The sequence below is a fragment of the Niallia endozanthoxylica genome, from assembly GCF_008710145.1.
GTDB classification, from domain to species: domain Bacteria; phylum Bacillota; class Bacilli; order Bacillales; family Cytobacillaceae; genus Bacillus_BD; species Bacillus_BD endozanthoxylica.
Window position 1 is genome coordinate 1 of record NZ_VYKL01000032.1, and the last position, 16941, is coordinate 16941.

The 16941-nt window shown below is 37.4% G+C and carries 14 protein-coding genes and 5 pseudogenes; 2 read left to right on the plus strand and 17 right to left on the minus strand.

Features of this window, described 5'->3' with window-relative positions; genetic code table 11:
• Positions 1 to 40 precede the first annotated feature (40 nt).
• The 4 genes and pseudogenes from F4V44_RS19610 to F4V44_RS19625 form a co-directional block, all read right to left on the minus strand.
• A pseudogene (locus F4V44_RS19610) lies at positions 41 to 328 on the minus strand (DUF6744 family protein); the annotation flags it as partial.
• A 405-nt stretch (positions 329 to 733) separates the two neighbouring features.
• Positions 734 to 1081, minus strand: a pseudogene (locus tag F4V44_RS19615) (transposase); the annotation flags it as partial.
• A pseudogene (locus F4V44_RS19620) lies at positions 1057 to 1476 on the minus strand (IS6 family transposase); the annotation flags it as partial. The pseudogenes F4V44_RS19615 and F4V44_RS19620, both read right to left, overlap by 25 nt.
• A 184-nt stretch (positions 1477 to 1660) precedes the next feature.
• Positions 1661 to 3274 (minus strand): FMN-binding glutamate synthase family protein, encoded by a 1614-nt coding sequence (locus tag F4V44_RS19625; RefSeq protein ID WP_150441720.1) that lies wholly within the window; start codon positions 3272 to 3274, stop codon positions 1661 to 1663.
• A gap of 389 nt (positions 3275 to 3663) precedes the next feature.
• Between F4V44_RS19625 and F4V44_RS19630 the strand changes: the two genes are divergently transcribed.
• Positions 3664 to 3861 carry a hypothetical protein gene (locus tag F4V44_RS19630; RefSeq protein WP_191090780.1) on the plus strand — a complete coding sequence of 66 codons (198 nt, stop codon included), beginning with the start codon at positions 3664 to 3666 and terminating at the stop codon, positions 3859 to 3861.
• On the opposite strand, the gene F4V44_RS19635 is transcribed toward F4V44_RS19630, so the two are convergent.
• Both F4V44_RS19635 and F4V44_RS19640 read right to left on the minus strand, forming a co-directional pair.
• Positions 3862 to 5307: a M20 family metallopeptidase gene (locus tag F4V44_RS19635; RefSeq protein WP_150441749.1), complete on the minus strand. Its 1446-nt coding sequence runs from the start codon at positions 5305 to 5307 to the stop codon at positions 3862 to 3864.
• Positions 5308 to 5315: 8 nt separating this feature from the next.
• Complete coding sequence (locus F4V44_RS19640; RefSeq protein ID WP_150441721.1) at positions 5316 to 6533, minus strand: MFS transporter; 1218 nt, start codon at positions 6531 to 6533, stop codon at positions 5316 to 5318.
• 354 nt (positions 6534 to 6887) lie between these two features.
• Here F4V44_RS19640 and F4V44_RS19645 point away from each other — a divergent pair, with 354 nt between their 5' ends.
• A complete protein-coding gene (locus tag F4V44_RS19645) occupies positions 6888 to 8207 on the plus strand; it encodes a transcriptional regulator (RefSeq protein ID WP_150441722.1) in 1320 nt (439 codons plus the stop codon).
• A gap of 714 nt (positions 8208 to 8921) precedes the next feature.
• On the opposite strand, the gene F4V44_RS19650 is transcribed toward F4V44_RS19645, so the two are convergent.
• From F4V44_RS19650 to F4V44_RS28195, 11 genes and pseudogenes are all read right to left on the minus strand, one after another.
• Positions 8922 to 9359, minus strand: coding sequence for a JAB domain-containing protein (locus tag F4V44_RS19650; protein ID WP_150441723.1), 438 nt, complete (start codon positions 9357 to 9359; stop codon positions 8922 to 8924).
• Between the two features lie 91 nt (positions 9360 to 9450).
• Entirely contained in the window at positions 9451 to 9819 is a 369-nt protein-coding gene (locus F4V44_RS19655) for a hypothetical protein (RefSeq protein ID WP_150441724.1), read from the minus strand.
• 17 nt (positions 9820 to 9836) lie between these two features.
• Positions 9837 to 10169, minus strand: a complete 333-nt coding sequence (locus tag F4V44_RS19660; RefSeq protein WP_150441725.1) for a hypothetical protein — start codon at positions 10167 to 10169, stop codon at positions 9837 to 9839.
• A 16-nt stretch (positions 10170 to 10185) separates the two neighbouring features.
• Entirely contained in the window at positions 10186 to 10881 is a 696-nt protein-coding gene (locus tag F4V44_RS19665; protein WP_150441726.1) for a PD-(D/E)XK nuclease family protein, read from the minus strand.
• 53 nt (positions 10882 to 10934) lie between these two features.
• Positions 10935 to 11693 carry a CHC2 zinc finger domain-containing protein gene (locus F4V44_RS19670; protein ID WP_150441727.1) on the minus strand — a complete coding sequence of 253 codons (759 nt, stop codon included), beginning with the start codon at positions 11691 to 11693 and terminating at the stop codon, positions 10935 to 10937.
• 333 nt (positions 11694 to 12026) lie between these two features.
• Positions 12027 to 13112, minus strand: coding sequence for a RecT family recombinase (locus tag F4V44_RS19675; RefSeq protein WP_150441728.1), 1086 nt, complete (start codon positions 13110 to 13112; stop codon positions 12027 to 12029).
• Between the two features lie 107 nt (positions 13113 to 13219).
• Positions 13220 to 13432, minus strand: coding sequence for a hypothetical protein (locus tag F4V44_RS19680; RefSeq protein ID WP_150441729.1), 213 nt, complete (start codon positions 13430 to 13432; stop codon positions 13220 to 13222).
• A 598-nt stretch (positions 13433 to 14030) separates the two neighbouring features.
• Positions 14031 to 14270 (minus strand): annotated as a pseudogene (locus F4V44_RS28445) (recombinase family protein); the annotation flags it as partial.
• A gap of 701 nt (positions 14271 to 14971) precedes the next feature.
• Positions 14972 to 16087, minus strand: coding sequence for a carbon-nitrogen hydrolase family protein (locus F4V44_RS19695; RefSeq protein ID WP_150441731.1), 1116 nt, complete (start codon positions 16085 to 16087; stop codon positions 14972 to 14974).
• 298 nt (positions 16088 to 16385) lie between these two features.
• Positions 16386 to 16700: a transposase gene (locus tag F4V44_RS28190; RefSeq protein WP_150441732.1), complete on the minus strand. Its 315-nt coding sequence runs from the start codon at positions 16698 to 16700 to the stop codon at positions 16386 to 16388.
• Positions 16697 to 16927, minus strand: a pseudogene (locus F4V44_RS28195) (transposase); the annotation flags it as partial. The gene F4V44_RS28190 and the pseudogene F4V44_RS28195, both read right to left, overlap by 4 nt.
• Positions 16928 to 16941: the final 14 nt, after the last annotated feature.

A 16941-nucleotide genomic window follows, 5' to 3' on the forward strand; every position in this document is an offset into this window, starting at 1 on the left:
ATCCCTGCATTTCCTACTTTCGTAGTTATTGCAGAACAAGTCACACCACCCCACCGTTTGGACGGACTGCTGTGGGTGACATGGAATCGAGAATGTTTTTTACCATGATCCGTAGTGTTTGAGCATCATAGTTTTTAGAATACGTTTCAAAAAGATCTTTGGCCTCATAAGCCAAACTTTTTGCCTTTTGTTCCCCTTCATCTCTATTTCCGGTTGTAGTAATGGAGATCGTACCATCATCTTTATAAAATTCAATGATTGTAGCTGTCGAATTATATTCCAATGACTTCCCTTTCTTATCAACCTTCTCGATTACAATGTTCCGTTGGACCCTTTTATGGTCATATTAAACCTCCCTCTATAAATGTTTATTTATCAACGGTTTGAGCCGTTGGTAGAGTGTCAAAAAAATATTTTTCGACACGATTCCTAACAATATTTTTATATTATGTGAAACTATTCCATCATATGGGTACGCTACGCGGTCATTACTGGATAATGGTGGTAAGTAGTGTCAGAGAATTATGTGATGCACAATGGATCTCTGCGTAACTTATGATGACGTACCCTCCCATGTCTCTGGGCATCTGTGTGCCTACATTCCTTCGTTCGGTCTAGTCATAAGGCAGAGGCTAGCGAAGCTCCCTTAGGGACTCTAGGTCGAATGGTGAATATAATGCCAGCTTTCTCCGTGTCATCCTGTTGTCTAGGTCTGTAAAGGGGATGTAGAACTCTATATAGCCTCTGCGAGACTAGGAATGTCCTTCATCATTCGCTGCGCATCAAATGCTTTGTGTTTCGTGCTGATTCCATGTAACACTTTTAATAGTTTTCCGCATAGAACCACGATGGACTGCTTCTTACGTAATGGATTAACCTGACGGTTTGTATAATACTCGTGTAGTTTTCTAAAGGCTTCATTATGGCGAATCATTGGCATCATCACCCGGAAAAGGAGGGCACGTAGCTTTCTTCTTCCCCGTTTGGAGATGCGCTTTTGTCCTTTGTGCTGACCGGAGGAATTTTCACGTAATGTTAGTCCCGCTAGTTTGATTAGTTGGCGTGGATCTTCATAGTGTGAGGCTTAGAAACGTGCGAAAAAGCCAAGGCTTTCTTAAAAAGACGCTTGGCTGCTTGTTTATTTCTTGCTTTACTTAGATAAAAATCAATGGTATTCCCTTCTGAATCAACGGCACGATATAGATACATCCATTGACCTTTGACTTTCACCTAGGTTTCATCTACTCTCCAGGAATCATTGGTTGACTTAAGATGACGCCGTACTCTTTCATCTAATTCAGGCCCATATTGATGTACCCAACGCATAATCGTTGTGTGAGCCATGGATAAACCTCGTTCCTCCATCATTTCCACCAAATCACGAAAACTGAGGCTGTACCGTAGGTACCATCTAGCCGTTAATAAAATAATGTCAGGCTGATAATGTTTCCATTTGAATTCTACTGGTTTTTTCATACCAATACACGTCCTTTTTAGTTTAGTAGTATCAGTACGCCAAGATTTAGAGATTAGTTTCAAATTAACTGAAATTTTTGCACCAGAACCCGTTTGATTAAATTCAGTTGAATTCTCTTTCAACTATTCATCCCCTCTTCTTAATAAGAAAATCAAAATCTCCTCTTTACAATCTCTAACCTCATCAAATTAATAGGAGTTCTTTCGCTTTTTCCTCTTCTTTTAATTGATCAATTGTCTTTACTCGAAACTCTTGATCCACATAGACGATATGTTTTTCATTGAATTGTCTTGGTGATGTTAAACCAGCAGCTGCTGCTAACAGGAACAATTCTTCTCGAAGTGTTGTTATATAATTGGTTACCCGGTATCTTTTTTCATCGATGACTAAAGCTTTTTGAAGCTTTGGATTCGTTGTGGCTACACCTACTGGACATTCATTAGAATGACATTTTTGTGCTCCAATACATCCAACCGCAATCATAAGCCCTCTTGCTATTTGAACGACATCAGCACCCATGGATAATGCAATGGCAATTCGATCAGGAGAGAACAATTTACCACTGGCAATCAGTGTGACTTTGTCACGCACTCCGTATTTCTTCAATATCCTTTGAGCAATCATTAAAGCTGGTTTAATTGGAAGCCCGACAGAATCCGCCATGGCTTGATAGGTTGCCCCTGTCCCTCCTTCCCCTCCGTCAATGGTAATGAAATCAGGGTATCGTTTCGTACGATCCATATAGGCTGCAAATTCTTCAAAGGTTTCTTCGCTTCCAATGACCATTTTAAGTCCCACAGGCTTTCCTGATACATGTCGAATTTGTTCAAGAAAGTCCATCATAGAATCCATATCATCGAATTCCTCAAATCGGTTTGGTGAATCAATCGTTTTATACGGTTCTACTCCACGAATAGAAGCGATTTCAGGTGTTACTTTCGCACCCTCGATATGACCTCCCCGAATTTTAGCCCCTTGTCCAAGCTTAAGTTCAAACGCCTTTACTTGTGGAATACTAGCCTTTTTACGAAGTTCCTCATATGAAAAGGTTCCGTCAAGGGTTCTAAAACCAAATTTAGCAGGACCAATCTGCACGACAATGTCGGCACCACCTTTTAAATGGTGGGGAGACAATCCGCCTTCTCCTGTATTCATATAGGCTCCTGCATCTTTTAATCCATAAGAGAGAGCCGTAATCGCATGATCCCCTAGTGCTCCATAGCTCATGCCGCTCATAGCCACCGGACTTTTTATAGTAAAAGGGGAACGACAAGTATCTTTTCCCACAATGATGGCATCACGATCTGTATAGTGCCAAGGTTTCAATTGACTTTCCTCACTATGCTCATGACGTGCAAAGAGTGTATCCTTATCGGTTATATATTTTTTCGTGTGAATTTGTTCTTCATTATCCGCCTCTAAATCGTTGATTTGTTTAGCAAAAAAGGCATTCCGAATATAAAAACCCGGCTGATCAAAATCACGTTTGCTTCCAAATGCGATAATGGTTTTTGCATATTTCGCTGCTTTCACAATAAATTGAAAATCCAGTCTCGAGAAAGGCTTTCCTTCATGGTCTCCTTCAAAAAAATACTGTCTTAATTCTGGACTTACATGTTCAGAAAGATATCGAATACGAGAAATAATTGGGAAATTTATTCTAATTGAATGTTGAGTTTGTAATCGATCCCGCCTTCCCATCACTACAATAAAAGCGCCTGCAATTACAATCAGCGCTAAACATACTATAAAAATAAATACTAATCCAAGATTAACGAAGGTAGAAATACTATTCATCGTTCTGTATCCCCTTATGAGTTAAAATAATATAGATTATGATTTCAAAATTTCCCTAATGCTTTACTAGATTTATCGAGCGAGCTCGACGACGGACAGGACGTCCTAGTCAGGCTAGACATGCGGATGTGGCGTTTTGAAGCGTGATAAAAATCCGGACGCAAATTCGACGGGCGAATTTGATCCTTAACGCTTTAAAATAGCTATCTAAGAAGCTATCAATCTTTTTATTTGCCTCCATCTCCTTTGACATAACAATAGTGGTTTTAAATAAGAAAATCACGCGTGTTGATTATCAAATTTCTTCCGATCAAATTTCATAAAAAATGAGAGATTCTCGTGTAAAATGTAAGTTACCACACAAACATTTACGAAACGGGGAATCTCTCTTGAACAAGAATAACACGATTTGTACACTCATTCAAAACTTTCTTTCAGAAGCTGAACTGCAAATGGTTTTAGCTCCGTTCAACTTTATCGATAAAGCGCGAAAATGCACGGTTTCGACACTCATTTCGTATTTATTTACTGACTTTTGGGAAAGTCCCTATGAAAAAAAGTATTTACTTTTTTTGTTTCTTCGTTGATCATTTCTCGTTACTTCCAGGCTTCACGTCTTCGGGAATTGGGCAGTGATAAACATCGTCGCCTAGCCGCTCTTTTAGTTCTTGCTTACTTTTCTCAAGTATTTCGGGATTTTTCATGACTTCGAGTGCTGTTCCGGCTAATACCTTCCCTGCAAGTAACATACCTTTATGGGCAATCGATGTTTTACCAATTGAAACGACTTGCCAAGTATGTGCAGGTGTACCCAATACCCAACAGGCACTTTGCAACTGAGTTGTTGGTGTCACCCAACTTACATCTCCAACATCTGTTGAACCCGATAAAAGTGTGTTAGCTAGATCTTTCGAATAGGGATGAATCACATTTGCCATTGCCTCAGTTTTTAGTTGATTTGCAACCTCTTTCGGCATATTGCTAATTTCGTTATCAATATCTTCTTGTGACAATGTTGCTTGAAGTCGTTTTGCAAACTGAAGTTCTTCTTCCGTATATTTAGGCAGACCAACCTCATTTATGACCTCAAACATTTTTTCTTCAAGCGTCGTATTCGGAACTAAATTTGAGCAAGCCTTATCAAAGATCATTTCGACCTCTGTTCCCGTCATAAGTGCTGCCCCTTTCGCAATATCACATACCCGCTTGAAAATTTCTTGCACTTGAGGTGTTTTAGGCGCACGAATTAGATAAAGCACTTCCGCGTCCGCTTGAACAACATTCGGAGAAGTACCGCCAGTATTTATGACCGAATAATGGACTCTTGCTTCCTGAATGATATGTTCGCGTAAATAGTTAACCCCCACATTCATTAATTCTACCCCATCGAGGGCGCTTCTCCCGAGATGGGGAGAGGCAGCTGCGTGAGAGCTTTTTCCTTTAAATTTAAAGGAAACTTGATAGTTTGCTAACGAACTCCCTGTAAAAATGGAATTATACGACCAAGGGTGCCACGTTAAGGCAAAGTCTACGTCTTCAAAAATACCGGCACGTACCATATACGTTTTTCCCGATCCGCCTTCTTCTGCGGGACAACCATAATATCTCACTGTTCCTTGTATACCTTCTGCTTTCATCAAATCTTTCAAAGCGACTGCGGCAGCAAGTGAGCCTGTTCCAAGAAGGTTATGCCCGCATCCATGGCCGTTTCCGCCTGACACAATCTGTTCTGCGCTTGAAACGCCGCCTTTTTGGCTGAGTCCAGAAAGGGCATCATACTCACCTAGCAATGCAACAACCGGACTCCCAGAACCAAAGCTTCCTACAAATGCAGTTGGCATATCCGCTAGTCCCTTTTCTACCGTAAACCCTTCTGACTCTAAGGTTTGGCAAATTAGCTCTGCGGATCCCACCTCATCAAACCGTAATTCTGCATAATCCCAAATTTGATTACTAACTTGAATCCATTTATCTTTTTTTCCTTCAATCAAATCGACGATTTTTTGCAAATCATTCACATGTATACTTTCCATAGCTTGTTTCAAACCGCTACACTCCTTGCTGCTTTTTTAGTTGAATTACCTTTTAAAAATAGGCTCACGATGATTGGTATGGATAAGGCACCCATCAATAGCATAAATGCTCCGTTATAAGAACCATTAAATAATGTAATGGTATAACCCATAACTGTAGGGGCAATTACACCCGCCATCTGTCCTCCAAAATACATAATCCCTACTGTCGTTCCCATTGTGTTTTGTGTAAAATATTTCAATGGTAATGTCAGCACAATCGAGACAAGACCTACTCCAAAATAGGCGGTACAGAGACATGTAAGTGCGAGAGCGACTGAGGCTGCATGCATCGTAAAATAGAGAGCAATAATTCCAATGGCAGCTCCGGTTATGATAATATACTTTTCTTTTCCAGAAGCTAATTTATCTACCGCCCATGAACTCAAGGCGATACCGATTAGTGAACATGCAACGGGTAACATAGAAATAAGGCCTGTTTTGACCAATTCAAGGCCCCGTACGTTTACCCAATAGGAAGGCAGCCATGAGCTTAATCCCCAGTTCACCATACTCATTCCGAAGTAAATGAGCATTAGCTGCCATGCTAAAGGGTTTTTTAACACATTAAGATACGATACTTTTTGCCCTTCTGCATTTCCATGTGCCTCTGCTCTTGATGGTAGATACTTCCAAAGTAATAAAAGGAATACAAAGCCAAGTGCACCAAAAATGAAAAACATCATTCTCCAGCCCATACTCTGAACCATAATGGCAGCTAGAAGCACTGCAACGATTGCCCCAATTTGAGTAGCGGCTGATAAAACTCCTTTGGCACGTCCACGTTGTTCTTTAGGAAAAGTTTCAGCTAGAGCAACTGAGCTCGCTGCGGGAAAGCTTCCTTCACCAATACCGAAGAGAAAACGTATAACGATAAGAGATAGAAATGACCAGGCAAGGCCGGTAAAAATCGTAAAGATAGACCAAACAACTACGGAAATGAGAATAATTATTTTTGCCCCATATTTATCGGTAAAATAACCGCCGATCAATTGCATAATGGCATAGGCAAGAAAGAAGCTGCTAATGACCATTCCGCCTTGAGTAGGTGTTAAATTGTATTCCTTTGTTATTGAAATAAGGGCTATACTCATGGAGTTTTTATCTAAATAATTAACGATCCATGTCAAAAATAGCAATGTCAATACGATAGTTTTTGTCCTTTTGTTATATCCGCTTGCTTCCATAAAAATCCCCCTTTTTCCTATTCAGAATTAGTTTTTAAGTTGAACACGCTTACATTTAAAGTAAACGTACGCTTCTCTACCCTTAAAATAAAAGTGTTTTTTTTTCAAAACTATTTTAAGAATCATTTAGGACATGTCTTAAAAAGAGTATAACAAGCGATTTTTAAGATTGCAATATTTATTTCTGAAAATTAGATCATATCTGAATACGATCCTCCTATAACGATTTATTTTGTTTCACTTGCGATACAACTAATCTGTGAAAATCATAGAAGATACATTCGTTTCTATTGGTGCATCTCAAAGATAGCTAGTATAGTTAAGATATATAGTTGGAAAGGATTGAATTGTACTATGATTAAAATTGGATTTATCGCAGCACATAATTCAATTGAGAAAGTTAAAAAACTAAAAACACTATTTCAAGATCAATGTGAGATAACTTTTATTCCTTATCAAGAAATTAAAGAAATAAAGGACTTGTACGAGCAAAACCATCTATTCTATGATGGTATTCTTTTGGGTGGTAAATTGACTATGTATTTTTTACAGCAGGAATTTACTGAATTACCTACACAAACTTTTTATTTGGAAATTACAGAAGGAGATTTTTATAAAAATTTATTTGCGATCCAACACCAACAGAAAGACTTATCCTTTTCGAGGGTTTACATCGACTTTCTTCATGAATACCCTGACTCTATGGGGTTACAAGATGTATTAGGAGAAGATGAGTTGCCATATTCCTTTGAATGTGAATATACGGAGGGAATTTACGAGAGGACATTCCAACGTCATCTATCACTATGGCGGCAAGGAAAGATCGATTTATCGATCACCCGATTCAGTAATATTGTGAGTCGACTAAATGAAGCAGGAATTCCAAATATGTTCATATTCCCTTCCGAAGCTTCTGTTTTGGAACAAGTACAACAGTTTATCAATGAATTACAGATCTCAAACTTACAAGATAATCAGTGGGCAATCGGTATCATAACAATTGAAAACCTGAAAGATCAATCTGATTTGGATTTCAAACAAGTTCTCCTTCATAAAGCACTATTAGAATTTAATAAAAATACCAATTCATTATCGGTCATTCAAAAACAGCATGCTAATTTTGAAATCATTACATCCAATGCGGAACTCAAAAATTTAACAAATGATTTTACCAATTGTTCAGTGATACAGTATTTGAACGAAACACTCCCCTTCCGAGTAAATATAGGCTGGGGGATTCGAACCACACTGTGTCAAACAAAAAAAGCTGCACAAACCGCTATTAAGAAAGCGGAATCCAACGAAATTCCATGCGCTTATGTCATCATCGATAATGAAGATGTAATTGGACCGCTTGGAAGTGATTCTTGCCTTCATTACAGCAACAAGATAGATCCAGAAATAGAGCAATTGAGCAAAACTTTAGAGATCTCTAACTTGTATATCCAAAAGATCATGGCTGTTATTTCAAAGATGCAGACCAATGAACTAACAGCAGATGATCTCGCTTATCACTTAGGACACACCTTACGTCAATCCAATCGTATATTAAATAAATTAGAGGAAAAAGGCGCTGCAAAAACGTTATATAGAAAACAGGAGAAATTAAGAGGTAGACCGAAAAAAGTATATAAAATAGATTTCCGGAATTATAGGCAGAACAAAAATCACTAAAGCATCCCTACCCAAGTCCCAAGTGTGATGATTCGTATTGTGATTGGGTGGATGCGGTGGACGCTTTTCCGAAATTTTAAAACAAAGTATGTCCTTAAAAATATAAAAATCAGTACGGTACCTTCCGATCTTCACCGCTAACAATAACTATTTCATATTGTTGAACAATGAGTTACTCCACAAACTAACTCTTATCTACAGTATCATCGACAAAAAGATTGATATAATGCACCTTTTATCATTGTGTACATGTATGCCAAGATAAGTGGTTAAAGACTTGACGTGGAGCCTCTGTGGGTACGATTTCTCTTGAAAGGCTGAAGCAGTTGTTTCATCGGCATCCAAGCCTATCATACCCACCTCTCCACGTAAAGTCCTATGTTTGTAAACGTTGAATACGATAAAAAATTACTGTAGATAATGCTTCCACGAAGTTAATAATTAGCCATTTTTAGTATCTTAAAATACTATGAATACGGTAGAAAAACATACTGTAGATAATAGCCCTATTATTGAACAATAAAAGACCTTTTATGGCATCTCTAGTGTCACTAAAAACTAAGATTTATTTTTGGGATTTAAACGGACTCTTTCAATCATGTTTTTAGTATACAGAGCACATTGAAACTCTTGTTCAGCAATTAACTATCCTGAAATATGCAAAAAGCTCTATCTGCAAATAAGACTAATGCAGATAGAGCTTTTTCCAACTCCTTAAATATGGCCCTTTTCTTTTAAGCTAATAAACGTATTTCCACCAATAATTAGGTGGTCCAAAACTGCGATATCAAGCATTTTCCCAACCTCTACTAAACGAGCAGTAACATTAATATCCTCCCGAGAAGGTGAGGGATCCATAGAGGGATGCTGATGACAAACGATGACAGAAGCTGCATTATTCAATATGGCTGCTTTAAATACGTCAGCTGGTCTTACTAAGCTTGCATTAAGTGAACCTACATGTGCTCGATGAACAGCAACTACCTTATTTTTTGTATTCAAACACATTACAAAAAATACTTCGCGGTCATCATCACCAATGAATTTCCTTGCTATTTCAGCACCGTCCTCAGGTGTTCTTACAATATTTCTATCCACTGTTTCTTCCATAACTACTTGTCTAATTCTTTGCACTTCATAAATAGTTTCCATATAATATATCTCTCCCTTTTAATTTATAAATAACTTTCAAATAAAAAAGGGAATCTACCTTAATAAAGGCAGTTTCCCTCTGATTGGATTTTTATTTTTTCTTTGAAGCAAACCGTTTGATGACTTTCTTTTCACCATATTGCTTCAAGATATCATCATTCCAGCCCAGTTTATCCAATGAACGTTTAGAAAGGCTGATCAATTCCCAAGGGTTATACCCATCAAGGGCAATCATGGTCATGATCTCTTTCAACTTATCTCCAGGAAAATTCCAAGAGACGCTCTCATTGAAATCCCAAATCTGATCATTGGTTTCAACTGATCCATTCGTTTCCACGTAGGCCTTCAATTGGTTTTTAAGTTCCTTAACCACTGCTTCAAGGCGCACAATTTCATTAGCCATTGCTACAGCTTCTGCTTGGGTCATTGGATTTTCTATCACTGAAGTACTTTTAATCATTACACTTCTCTCCCTTTTTAGTTCATAAATTGAACAGGTATTGTATCGGATTCCTCAAATGAGCCAGTTTCAAAGATTGATAATGCCGACAGGATGTCATAATTTCCCCTTATAATGTTTGCTAATAAGGAATACAGCACTAGATCATGCAATTGGAAAATTTGATTAGTCGATACCAAATAGAAATTGCCGGAATCTTGCAGATTACTCCGTTTAAACATCAACCGATATTCTGCTTGATTACAATTCGATTTGATAATGATTTCCGATCTAATGGTTCGAGCCTTTAAGAAACCTTCCTTCCACCTTTCAACGACTTGAAAAATCTCGTTTAACGGTAAAATTTCCATAGAAACTCCTCTCCAACTACATTTTATTATTTCGGAAACAGCGCAATACAAGGGGACAATGCCCACAAGCACTGGAAGGAGTATAAGAGAAAATCTCATTTGCCTTTTCAGGCATGATGTCTAGTAACGCTAACTTGGAATTGATTTCTCTTGCTAGACGCAACGCCCATGCTTTGGCCTGTTCCATTTCTATTGGACTGAAGAAATACTTCCTTTCCTGCTTATAACGGAGAAAGTAGATGCTACCTTCTATCCATTCTTTCTTCTGGATTTTTGATAAGCCCCATGCATATAAGCCAACCTGATGATTATCAAGTACATCATAGGTTCTCCAATTCGTTTTCCAATCCACCAGCCTCCCATTTTGTACAAGATCAATATACCCTTGCAATTGAGGAGAGTTTGGTGAATCAGAAAGAGGAAAACGAAAATAAACTTCTGTTTCCCCCATGTTTTTAGCAACAGGTGCGTTATCTACTACACTAGAAATCTCTTTAAAAGAGACTTCTGGATGAAAATCGCACGCAGCATAACCATCTAGAATGGCATTTTTATAATCAGATCCTTTAATTAAGGACTCAATCGACTGATGGACTGCTTTACCAAGTGCCAACGGTGCTGTCACACGCTCTGGTAACCCCAAAACGTATTTATAATAGAACCGTAGTGGACATGTTTCATAGAGTTGTAACCGACTGTATGAAAATAGCATCAGACATCATCCTTAAATACGGCCTGTCACTTCCATTTGCTGAAGACTTCATTTCAGGATCTTTTGTCATCCGTCCAATTAGGTTTACATTCTTCAATTAAATGTCTCTCCTTTTGTGTTTTAAGTTCGAGCATAGCAATTAAATGATCGATATTCTCATAGAAAGGATGTTTTCGATTGCAAACAGCTGCAACAAATTCCTCCCTCTCTAGTTCCTCCAAGCTTCTTTCAGTACTAGATAATCTTTTCAGAGCTTTATCCAATAGAGAGATACCCAACTCTTTTTCTTCTATCTCGACTTTTTTTACGGCCTGCTGGAATTTTCCAGAGAGAAGTCCGATATACAATTGCTGATAGGCAAGATCTTGTTTGTGCTCCGCAAAGTTAATCCATTTTTGGTACACATAGTTCCGAAAATGCTTATACAGCTCAACATCATATTCTCGGTTTTTGATCCAATCAATCTTCTCATACCCAATCATTTTCAATTGATTTCGAGTCAACCTCTCTGCCGGATGCTTCTGATAGTTAAAGCCATTGTTTGTCCGCAGCTGTTCAATCATTTCCTGTTCGGATTTATTTTCTAAAAAAGCAATCAGTTTTAACACACCACCGGATTCCTGACAGGACCAGCATTTAAATACATTCTTCTCTTCATTAATAGACAAGAAGTATTTTTTTAGTCTGTTAGCGTCCGCATGGCAAAAAGGACACTTGAAACGTGTTTCTTTCTTACCAATGGTTTTGCGATCTGCTTCCAAATGGTACTGTTCGGCCACATCAAGAATATTCGGAAGAATGGTTGTTTGCATTTTTACCTCTCCTTAGAATGTTTAAGGCCTGAAAGGCAAGGGGTAGGAATTGATTTCATGTCCTTATGAATCTCAGCCCTTTTTTGAACTATCTTGTATTGGCGAAAACGTTGCTTCCAATAAATCATCAAGAGATACAATGCTTTTTTTACGTATGGACAATTTCTATGCCCATATACTCTGCATAAAAAGCATGTATGCTGCACAATAGCAAGATCATCCTTCTCCTTCGATTTTCCGCAAAAGACTAACTCGTGGCCGCCATGAATAGAAGAGAACACTACTGTAAGTGTGCCGAACCATTCTAATGTGGCGATTGGCTCCAGCTGTATATCATGCATGTGCATTCACACCTTTCAAGAAGTGAAATCCGTTTTCTTCCATGATTTCGATGCTGACCACATCCCCTTGATTAAGGGTTTTGGCAATGGCAACATGTTCTTCTCCTTTTGCCAGTAACATTAGCTTTTGCCCGCTATTTTTAATGATGAATACTTTGGCAAACGGAATTCCTGAATTACTTGTTCCGATGTCCACTCTATCAATCTCAACTTCTTCTCCATTCGCTTTCTGCACAACTGGTCGATATAGTTGTTCAGACTGATCATTTTCCGTTTGAGATGGTTGATATGACCTCATTGGAAACTCCTTAATTTCCCTCGGTCTATCATCCAAAACACTTTCCAGTTGGTTTTTATGATCCACAGCTGCACTTGTCTTTTCCACTTCAGGTTCCGGTTCTTTTTGTATAGAAATCGGCTCTGAAATGGTTTGTTGCTTTACTTGGTTTGCTGGTGGCTCAGGTGGATCTTGCATATCTATTTGAACGGTAATATTGTGGTCCAATCCCATTTCTTCCTCCGTTGTAAGACCTCCAACAATAGGAAATTGCCGTTTTAACGCAAAACTCTCTGCCACTTTTTCAATCATTATTGACGGATACTGATCCCAAATATAAGACCTGCCATTTTGCGATTTAGCATTGGCACTAAAGTATTCCGCAAAGTCAGCCCAGCATGCATATGGTCTATATTGTTTGTGATACAGGACTGCATATGCACCTAGTATTCTCCCTCTTTTTTGACCAAACTTATGAATGACTGAACCTTCTGCCGGTAAAAACTCAAACTGATCGCCTTCGCGCACAACATTGGATATCGGTGGTCCGACATAATTCTCATCACGTACCGCCACACGCATTAGCCCATCACGAGTCGTGACAAAGGTTGTTCTTGGCCCTTGTTTGGTCTCAAATTTTTGAAAAATCACATCTCCTAATAGAGGATTTAGTCCAAGTGCTTCGCAATACTCAACAAAGTGTAATGCCTCATCGGTTGTACCATTTGCTGGTGCTACGAATCGGTTATAAATCAAGCTTTTTTCCTCTTGTTTGAATGTAATTACTTTTTCTTTTGACATTTCAAATCTCTCCTTTTTGGTTTTAATAAGAATTAAAAAATAAAAAAAGAAACTTGATTCCAGTACAAGATTTGTCCAGAACAAGTTTCTTTCTTATTTTTAATCAACTATTTATTCATTTTTAGTTGAAGCTCCCTTTCCTTGAGGTTAAGCTCTTTTTCCTTCAATATTAGTTCTCTCTGTCGAAACATTAATTCATCAGTTTTGAGTTGAATCACTATTTCAATATCCGTGTGTAAATTTTTTAAAGCCTGTACTAATTCAGGAACAGTCCATTCAAGGAATTTCCTTCCCAACATAGTTTCATGTAGATTTGGCATATACCTTCTCCTTTCAAATGGTTTTTTATATAAAAAAAGACCATTGTGTCCCCATGTAAAATTACATAGAAAAACAATCGTCTTTTTATACATCTATCGGAATTTTGATTTTAAAGCACTATTTCAGGGAAAAACGCATACCTCACCTAGGAGATTTTCAAAAACTAAAAGGGGTTTTTTGACAGATATACTGTCGCACTTATCCGATAAGGATCAAGAGCATGTAGGAGATTAATGCCAAGCTTTTCAAGACGTCTTTCAAAAAAGAAAGAACGAATGGAATCTGATGGCTACTTCTAAAAATATGAAGTATAAAGGATTGTAAAATATAAACTAATTATAACTAAAGTCAAAATCCCTTTCAAGCAAATAGTCGGATAATTACGAATCATATATAGATTATTTTCCCATGAAACTCACACTACCAAATTAGTAAAAAACTAGTTTTATATTACCCTTTTTTTGATATCTATATATGTACAATGAAATAATCTTTTATATTGTGTGTGGAGAACGGCAACTTAAATGTTGTCGTTCTTCTTTTTTTGACCACTTGTAGTTAATTAGCAACTTGATTTTCAAATTCCTTTTTCAACCTCTATAAATTGCTTTTTGAAATACCAGTCATTTCAGCTACGTTTAATAAAACATTTAGAAAAAACATTCCTACATAATTATTTTCAATCGTGCCGATCTGTTTAATTCTCAAAATAGCTTTTCTCTCGAATAATAATTCAACTATATCAATTCCATCTCGTACTGTTCGAGCCAGTCTGTCTAATTTAGTTACAAGAAGTGTATCCCCTTCTGGAAATTTTTCTAGTAACAGATTGAATTGTGGCCTTTCTTTATTTTAATAGGAAACGTTTTCTATCAAAGTTTCTTCTCACTTTTCAGTCTTTAATTCCGATAGTTACAGTTCTAAGTCTTATCCTTTACTAGAAACACGAGCATATCCCTATACAGTCATTTTCTCCCCTCACTTATGAGTACAAGATATGAATAATTTCAAACTAAATAGGTAAGCACCTTTTCTAAGGAATGAACTGAGCCCCGAATGGTAGACACTTTAAAAAAAGTGGACCTATTCGAGGTTCAGTTCAACAAATATCTCCAATCCCTTTTAATAAAGAACTTACGCTATTGATTAGTTGAAAACTAAAGCTAGTTTCCTACACTAAGAAAGAACCAGTTTATAGTCTTTTACCTAGCTATTACTTTTGAACTCTCTAATTTATCAACAACTTCTTTTGCTGAAGCAATTTCGGCAATGCACATAGACAAACTGGTAAGTATAGATTTTTGGACCTCTTCCGCTTTCATTGATCCAGAGTTCTTGTCAAATTTTTTGTTAGATTTCCATTCAAATCCACTTGTAATACATCCCATACCTACTTATATAGTATATTATGTATCTAATTTGGCACTAGATACCTCCCTTATTATTGTTGAAATCTTTTTCTTTCAATATTTCAAACCCACACCAGAATTTTTACTATAAAATCTGTCAAAAACATTCGTTTATGACATTATGTTGTATTATCGTGGGGTAGGAGATAAAAGTCTAGTTGGATTGTTGAGATCACTAGTTAAAAGTTCAGAGTATTTTTCTTCTAGTTGTTGTATTTTTTTTAGTAATTGTTCTGGTGATGGCTGATTAATAGCATTTTGATCAAATGATTTCCCTAGGCTATCAAAGTTATTTATACTGCGAGCTACTTGATAAGGGTCTTTGTTTAGTAGAAGACTTGCTACATCAGGACGTGAATAATGTCCAGTAGCGTCATGCCAATGAGCCATGTCAGCAATCATTTGCATATCTATATCAGCATATAAAATGCCTTCTTCTCCTTTTAATGGACCAGCTAAGATGCTGCCGCCAGGAGCAATGATGGCTGACCATCCGCCGCCGGGTTTAATCCATTCTTTCTGATAATCTGTTTGTGCTAATTTTTCAACATTTTCTTTACTAATGGTACTTTGAGAAGTAACAACAAAACATTCACCCACGTGAGCATGATAACGAGAAGCGAGTTCGGTTGACATATCGAATAGGTTTTCCCAGCCAGGCATACTTGAGAATCCTACCCAGACTCCGCAATGGATCTGAGCACGCTGAGCGATAAGAGAATGACGCACTAAGTCCATTGTATGCTCCCAACAAACCAACCCGCTCATTTTTCCTAATTCCGTATCATATACATTCAAGTAACTTCCATCGCCTTGTCCCCAATGAACCCGTTCAACGTGAGTAGGCATCAACTTTCTATGTTTACCAAAAATTTGGCCTTTGTTATTAATATATAAAATTGTGTTATAGCATGTATTTCCATCACGCTCAGAAATACCAATTGTCACAAAAATATTATTTTTCCGTGCTGCTTCACATAGTGCATCCGTTGTTCTACTTGGCACTTCCACGGAATTGTTAAACCATTCTTTAAATAACTCATGGTACCCCCATGGTGCTCCCATCCAAATATGATAAGGGTATCCAGGGATATAAGACTCAGGCAGTACTGCTAGTTGAGCATCGTTACTGGCCGCTTCTTCAATTAGTGAAATCGCTTTCTCTAAACTTTTTTCTCGATCATACAGTACAGACGAAGCTTGTACTGCGGCAACTTTGTACTTCTCACCTAAATATTCTTTCATAATAAATACCTCCTAATTTTTCAATTGCTATAATAATTAAATTATTATAGCAATTGAAAATATAGCATAATCAATACTTAGAATAACCATCCATTTTGAATAATTTTTTACCATCCATTTTAAGTAGTGAAGCTTTCTAATCTATATTAAATTTATAAATATAAAAAAGCTTGGAATATCCAAGCTTGCGACAAAGTCGACAACCATTTTCTTTGTCATTATAAGATTCTATATATAGCATTAAGATTTTAAATAAAAATCAATATATGGGTATGACCGAGATACAAGTATAAGTAGGTCATAACCTTACAAAATTTAGAAAATAATCTTTCACCTTACCAAAAACCCTTATTTTTTGTAATAATTGGAGCACTTTTTCTGGGCAAGTGTCGAGATACTCCATGAATGAGAGCATTGATTTTCGAATTTCTTTTCTTTTGGCGTGAAATCTATTAACGATGACACTTCCTTTCAACCAACCACAAATACGCTCGACGGCATTCAAGTTGGGAGAGTAAGGTGATAAAAAGAGAAGAGTCAGGCGATACTCATTCTTTTTCAAAAAAGGTTTCAAAAGTTTGGCATGGTGAATCCGAGCGTTATCCAAAATCATGAGATGTGCTTCTCATCATGCTGAACCAGAATATGGCGAAGAAAAGCTAGGAAGGTCTGCGCATTACACTGATCAGTTTCCATGCAGAAAAATCCTCCATTTTGAATGTTGACGCAGCCAAATAGGCTGACAGCTGTATGATGACCGTAAGTGGGAATTTGTTTTTGTTTTCCTTTTACATTCCAAATAGAACGCAAGGCTTGGTAGTCACGAATATGGCTTTCATCTTCATATAAGAAGA

Excerpts from the sequence above, each read along its gene's own strand:
- F4V44_RS19645 (WP_150441722.1), top strand. The coding sequence starts at position 6,888 with ATGATTAAAATTGGATTTATCGCAGCACATAATTCAATTGAGAAAGTT.
- F4V44_RS19625 (WP_150441720.1), bottom strand. The coding sequence starts at position 3,274 with ATGAATAGTATTTCTACCTTCGTTAATCTTGGATTAGTATTTATTTTT.
- F4V44_RS19635 (WP_150441749.1), bottom strand. The coding sequence starts at position 5,307 with ATGGAAAGTATACATGTGAATGATTTGCAAAAAATCGTCGATTTGATT.
- F4V44_RS28190 (WP_150441732.1), bottom strand. The coding sequence starts at position 16,700 with ATGATTTTGGATAACGCTCGGATTCACCATGCCAAACTTTTGAAACCT.
- F4V44_RS19640 (WP_150441721.1), bottom strand. The coding sequence starts at position 6,533 with ATGGAAGCAAGCGGATATAACAAAAGGACAAAAACTATCGTATTGACA.
- F4V44_RS19670 (WP_150441727.1), bottom strand. The coding sequence starts at position 11,693 with ATGCAAACAACCATTCTTCCGAATATTCTTGATGTGGCCGAACAGTAC.
- F4V44_RS19665 (WP_150441726.1), bottom strand. The coding sequence starts at position 10,881 with ATGCTATTTTCATACAGTCGGTTACAACTCTATGAAACATGTCCACTA.
- F4V44_RS19680 (WP_150441729.1), bottom strand. The coding sequence starts at position 13,432 with ATGCCAAATCTACATGAAACTATGTTGGGAAGGAAATTCCTTGAATGG.
- F4V44_RS19650 (WP_150441723.1), bottom strand. The coding sequence starts at position 9,359 with ATGGAAACTATTTATGAAGTGCAAAGAATTAGACAAGTAGTTATGGAA.
- F4V44_RS19675 (WP_150441728.1), bottom strand. The coding sequence starts at position 13,112 with ATGTCAAAAGAAAAAGTAATTACATTCAAACAAGAGGAAAAAAGCTTG.
- F4V44_RS19695 (WP_150441731.1), bottom strand. The coding sequence starts at position 16,087 with ATGAAAGAATATTTAGGTGAGAAGTACAAAGTTGCCGCAGTACAAGCT.
- F4V44_RS19655 (WP_150441724.1), bottom strand. The coding sequence starts at position 9,819 with ATGATTAAAAGTACTTCAGTGATAGAAAATCCAATGACCCAAGCAGAA.
- F4V44_RS19660 (WP_150441725.1), bottom strand. The coding sequence starts at position 10,169 with ATGGAAATTTTACCGTTAAACGAGATTTTTCAAGTCGTTGAAAGGTGG.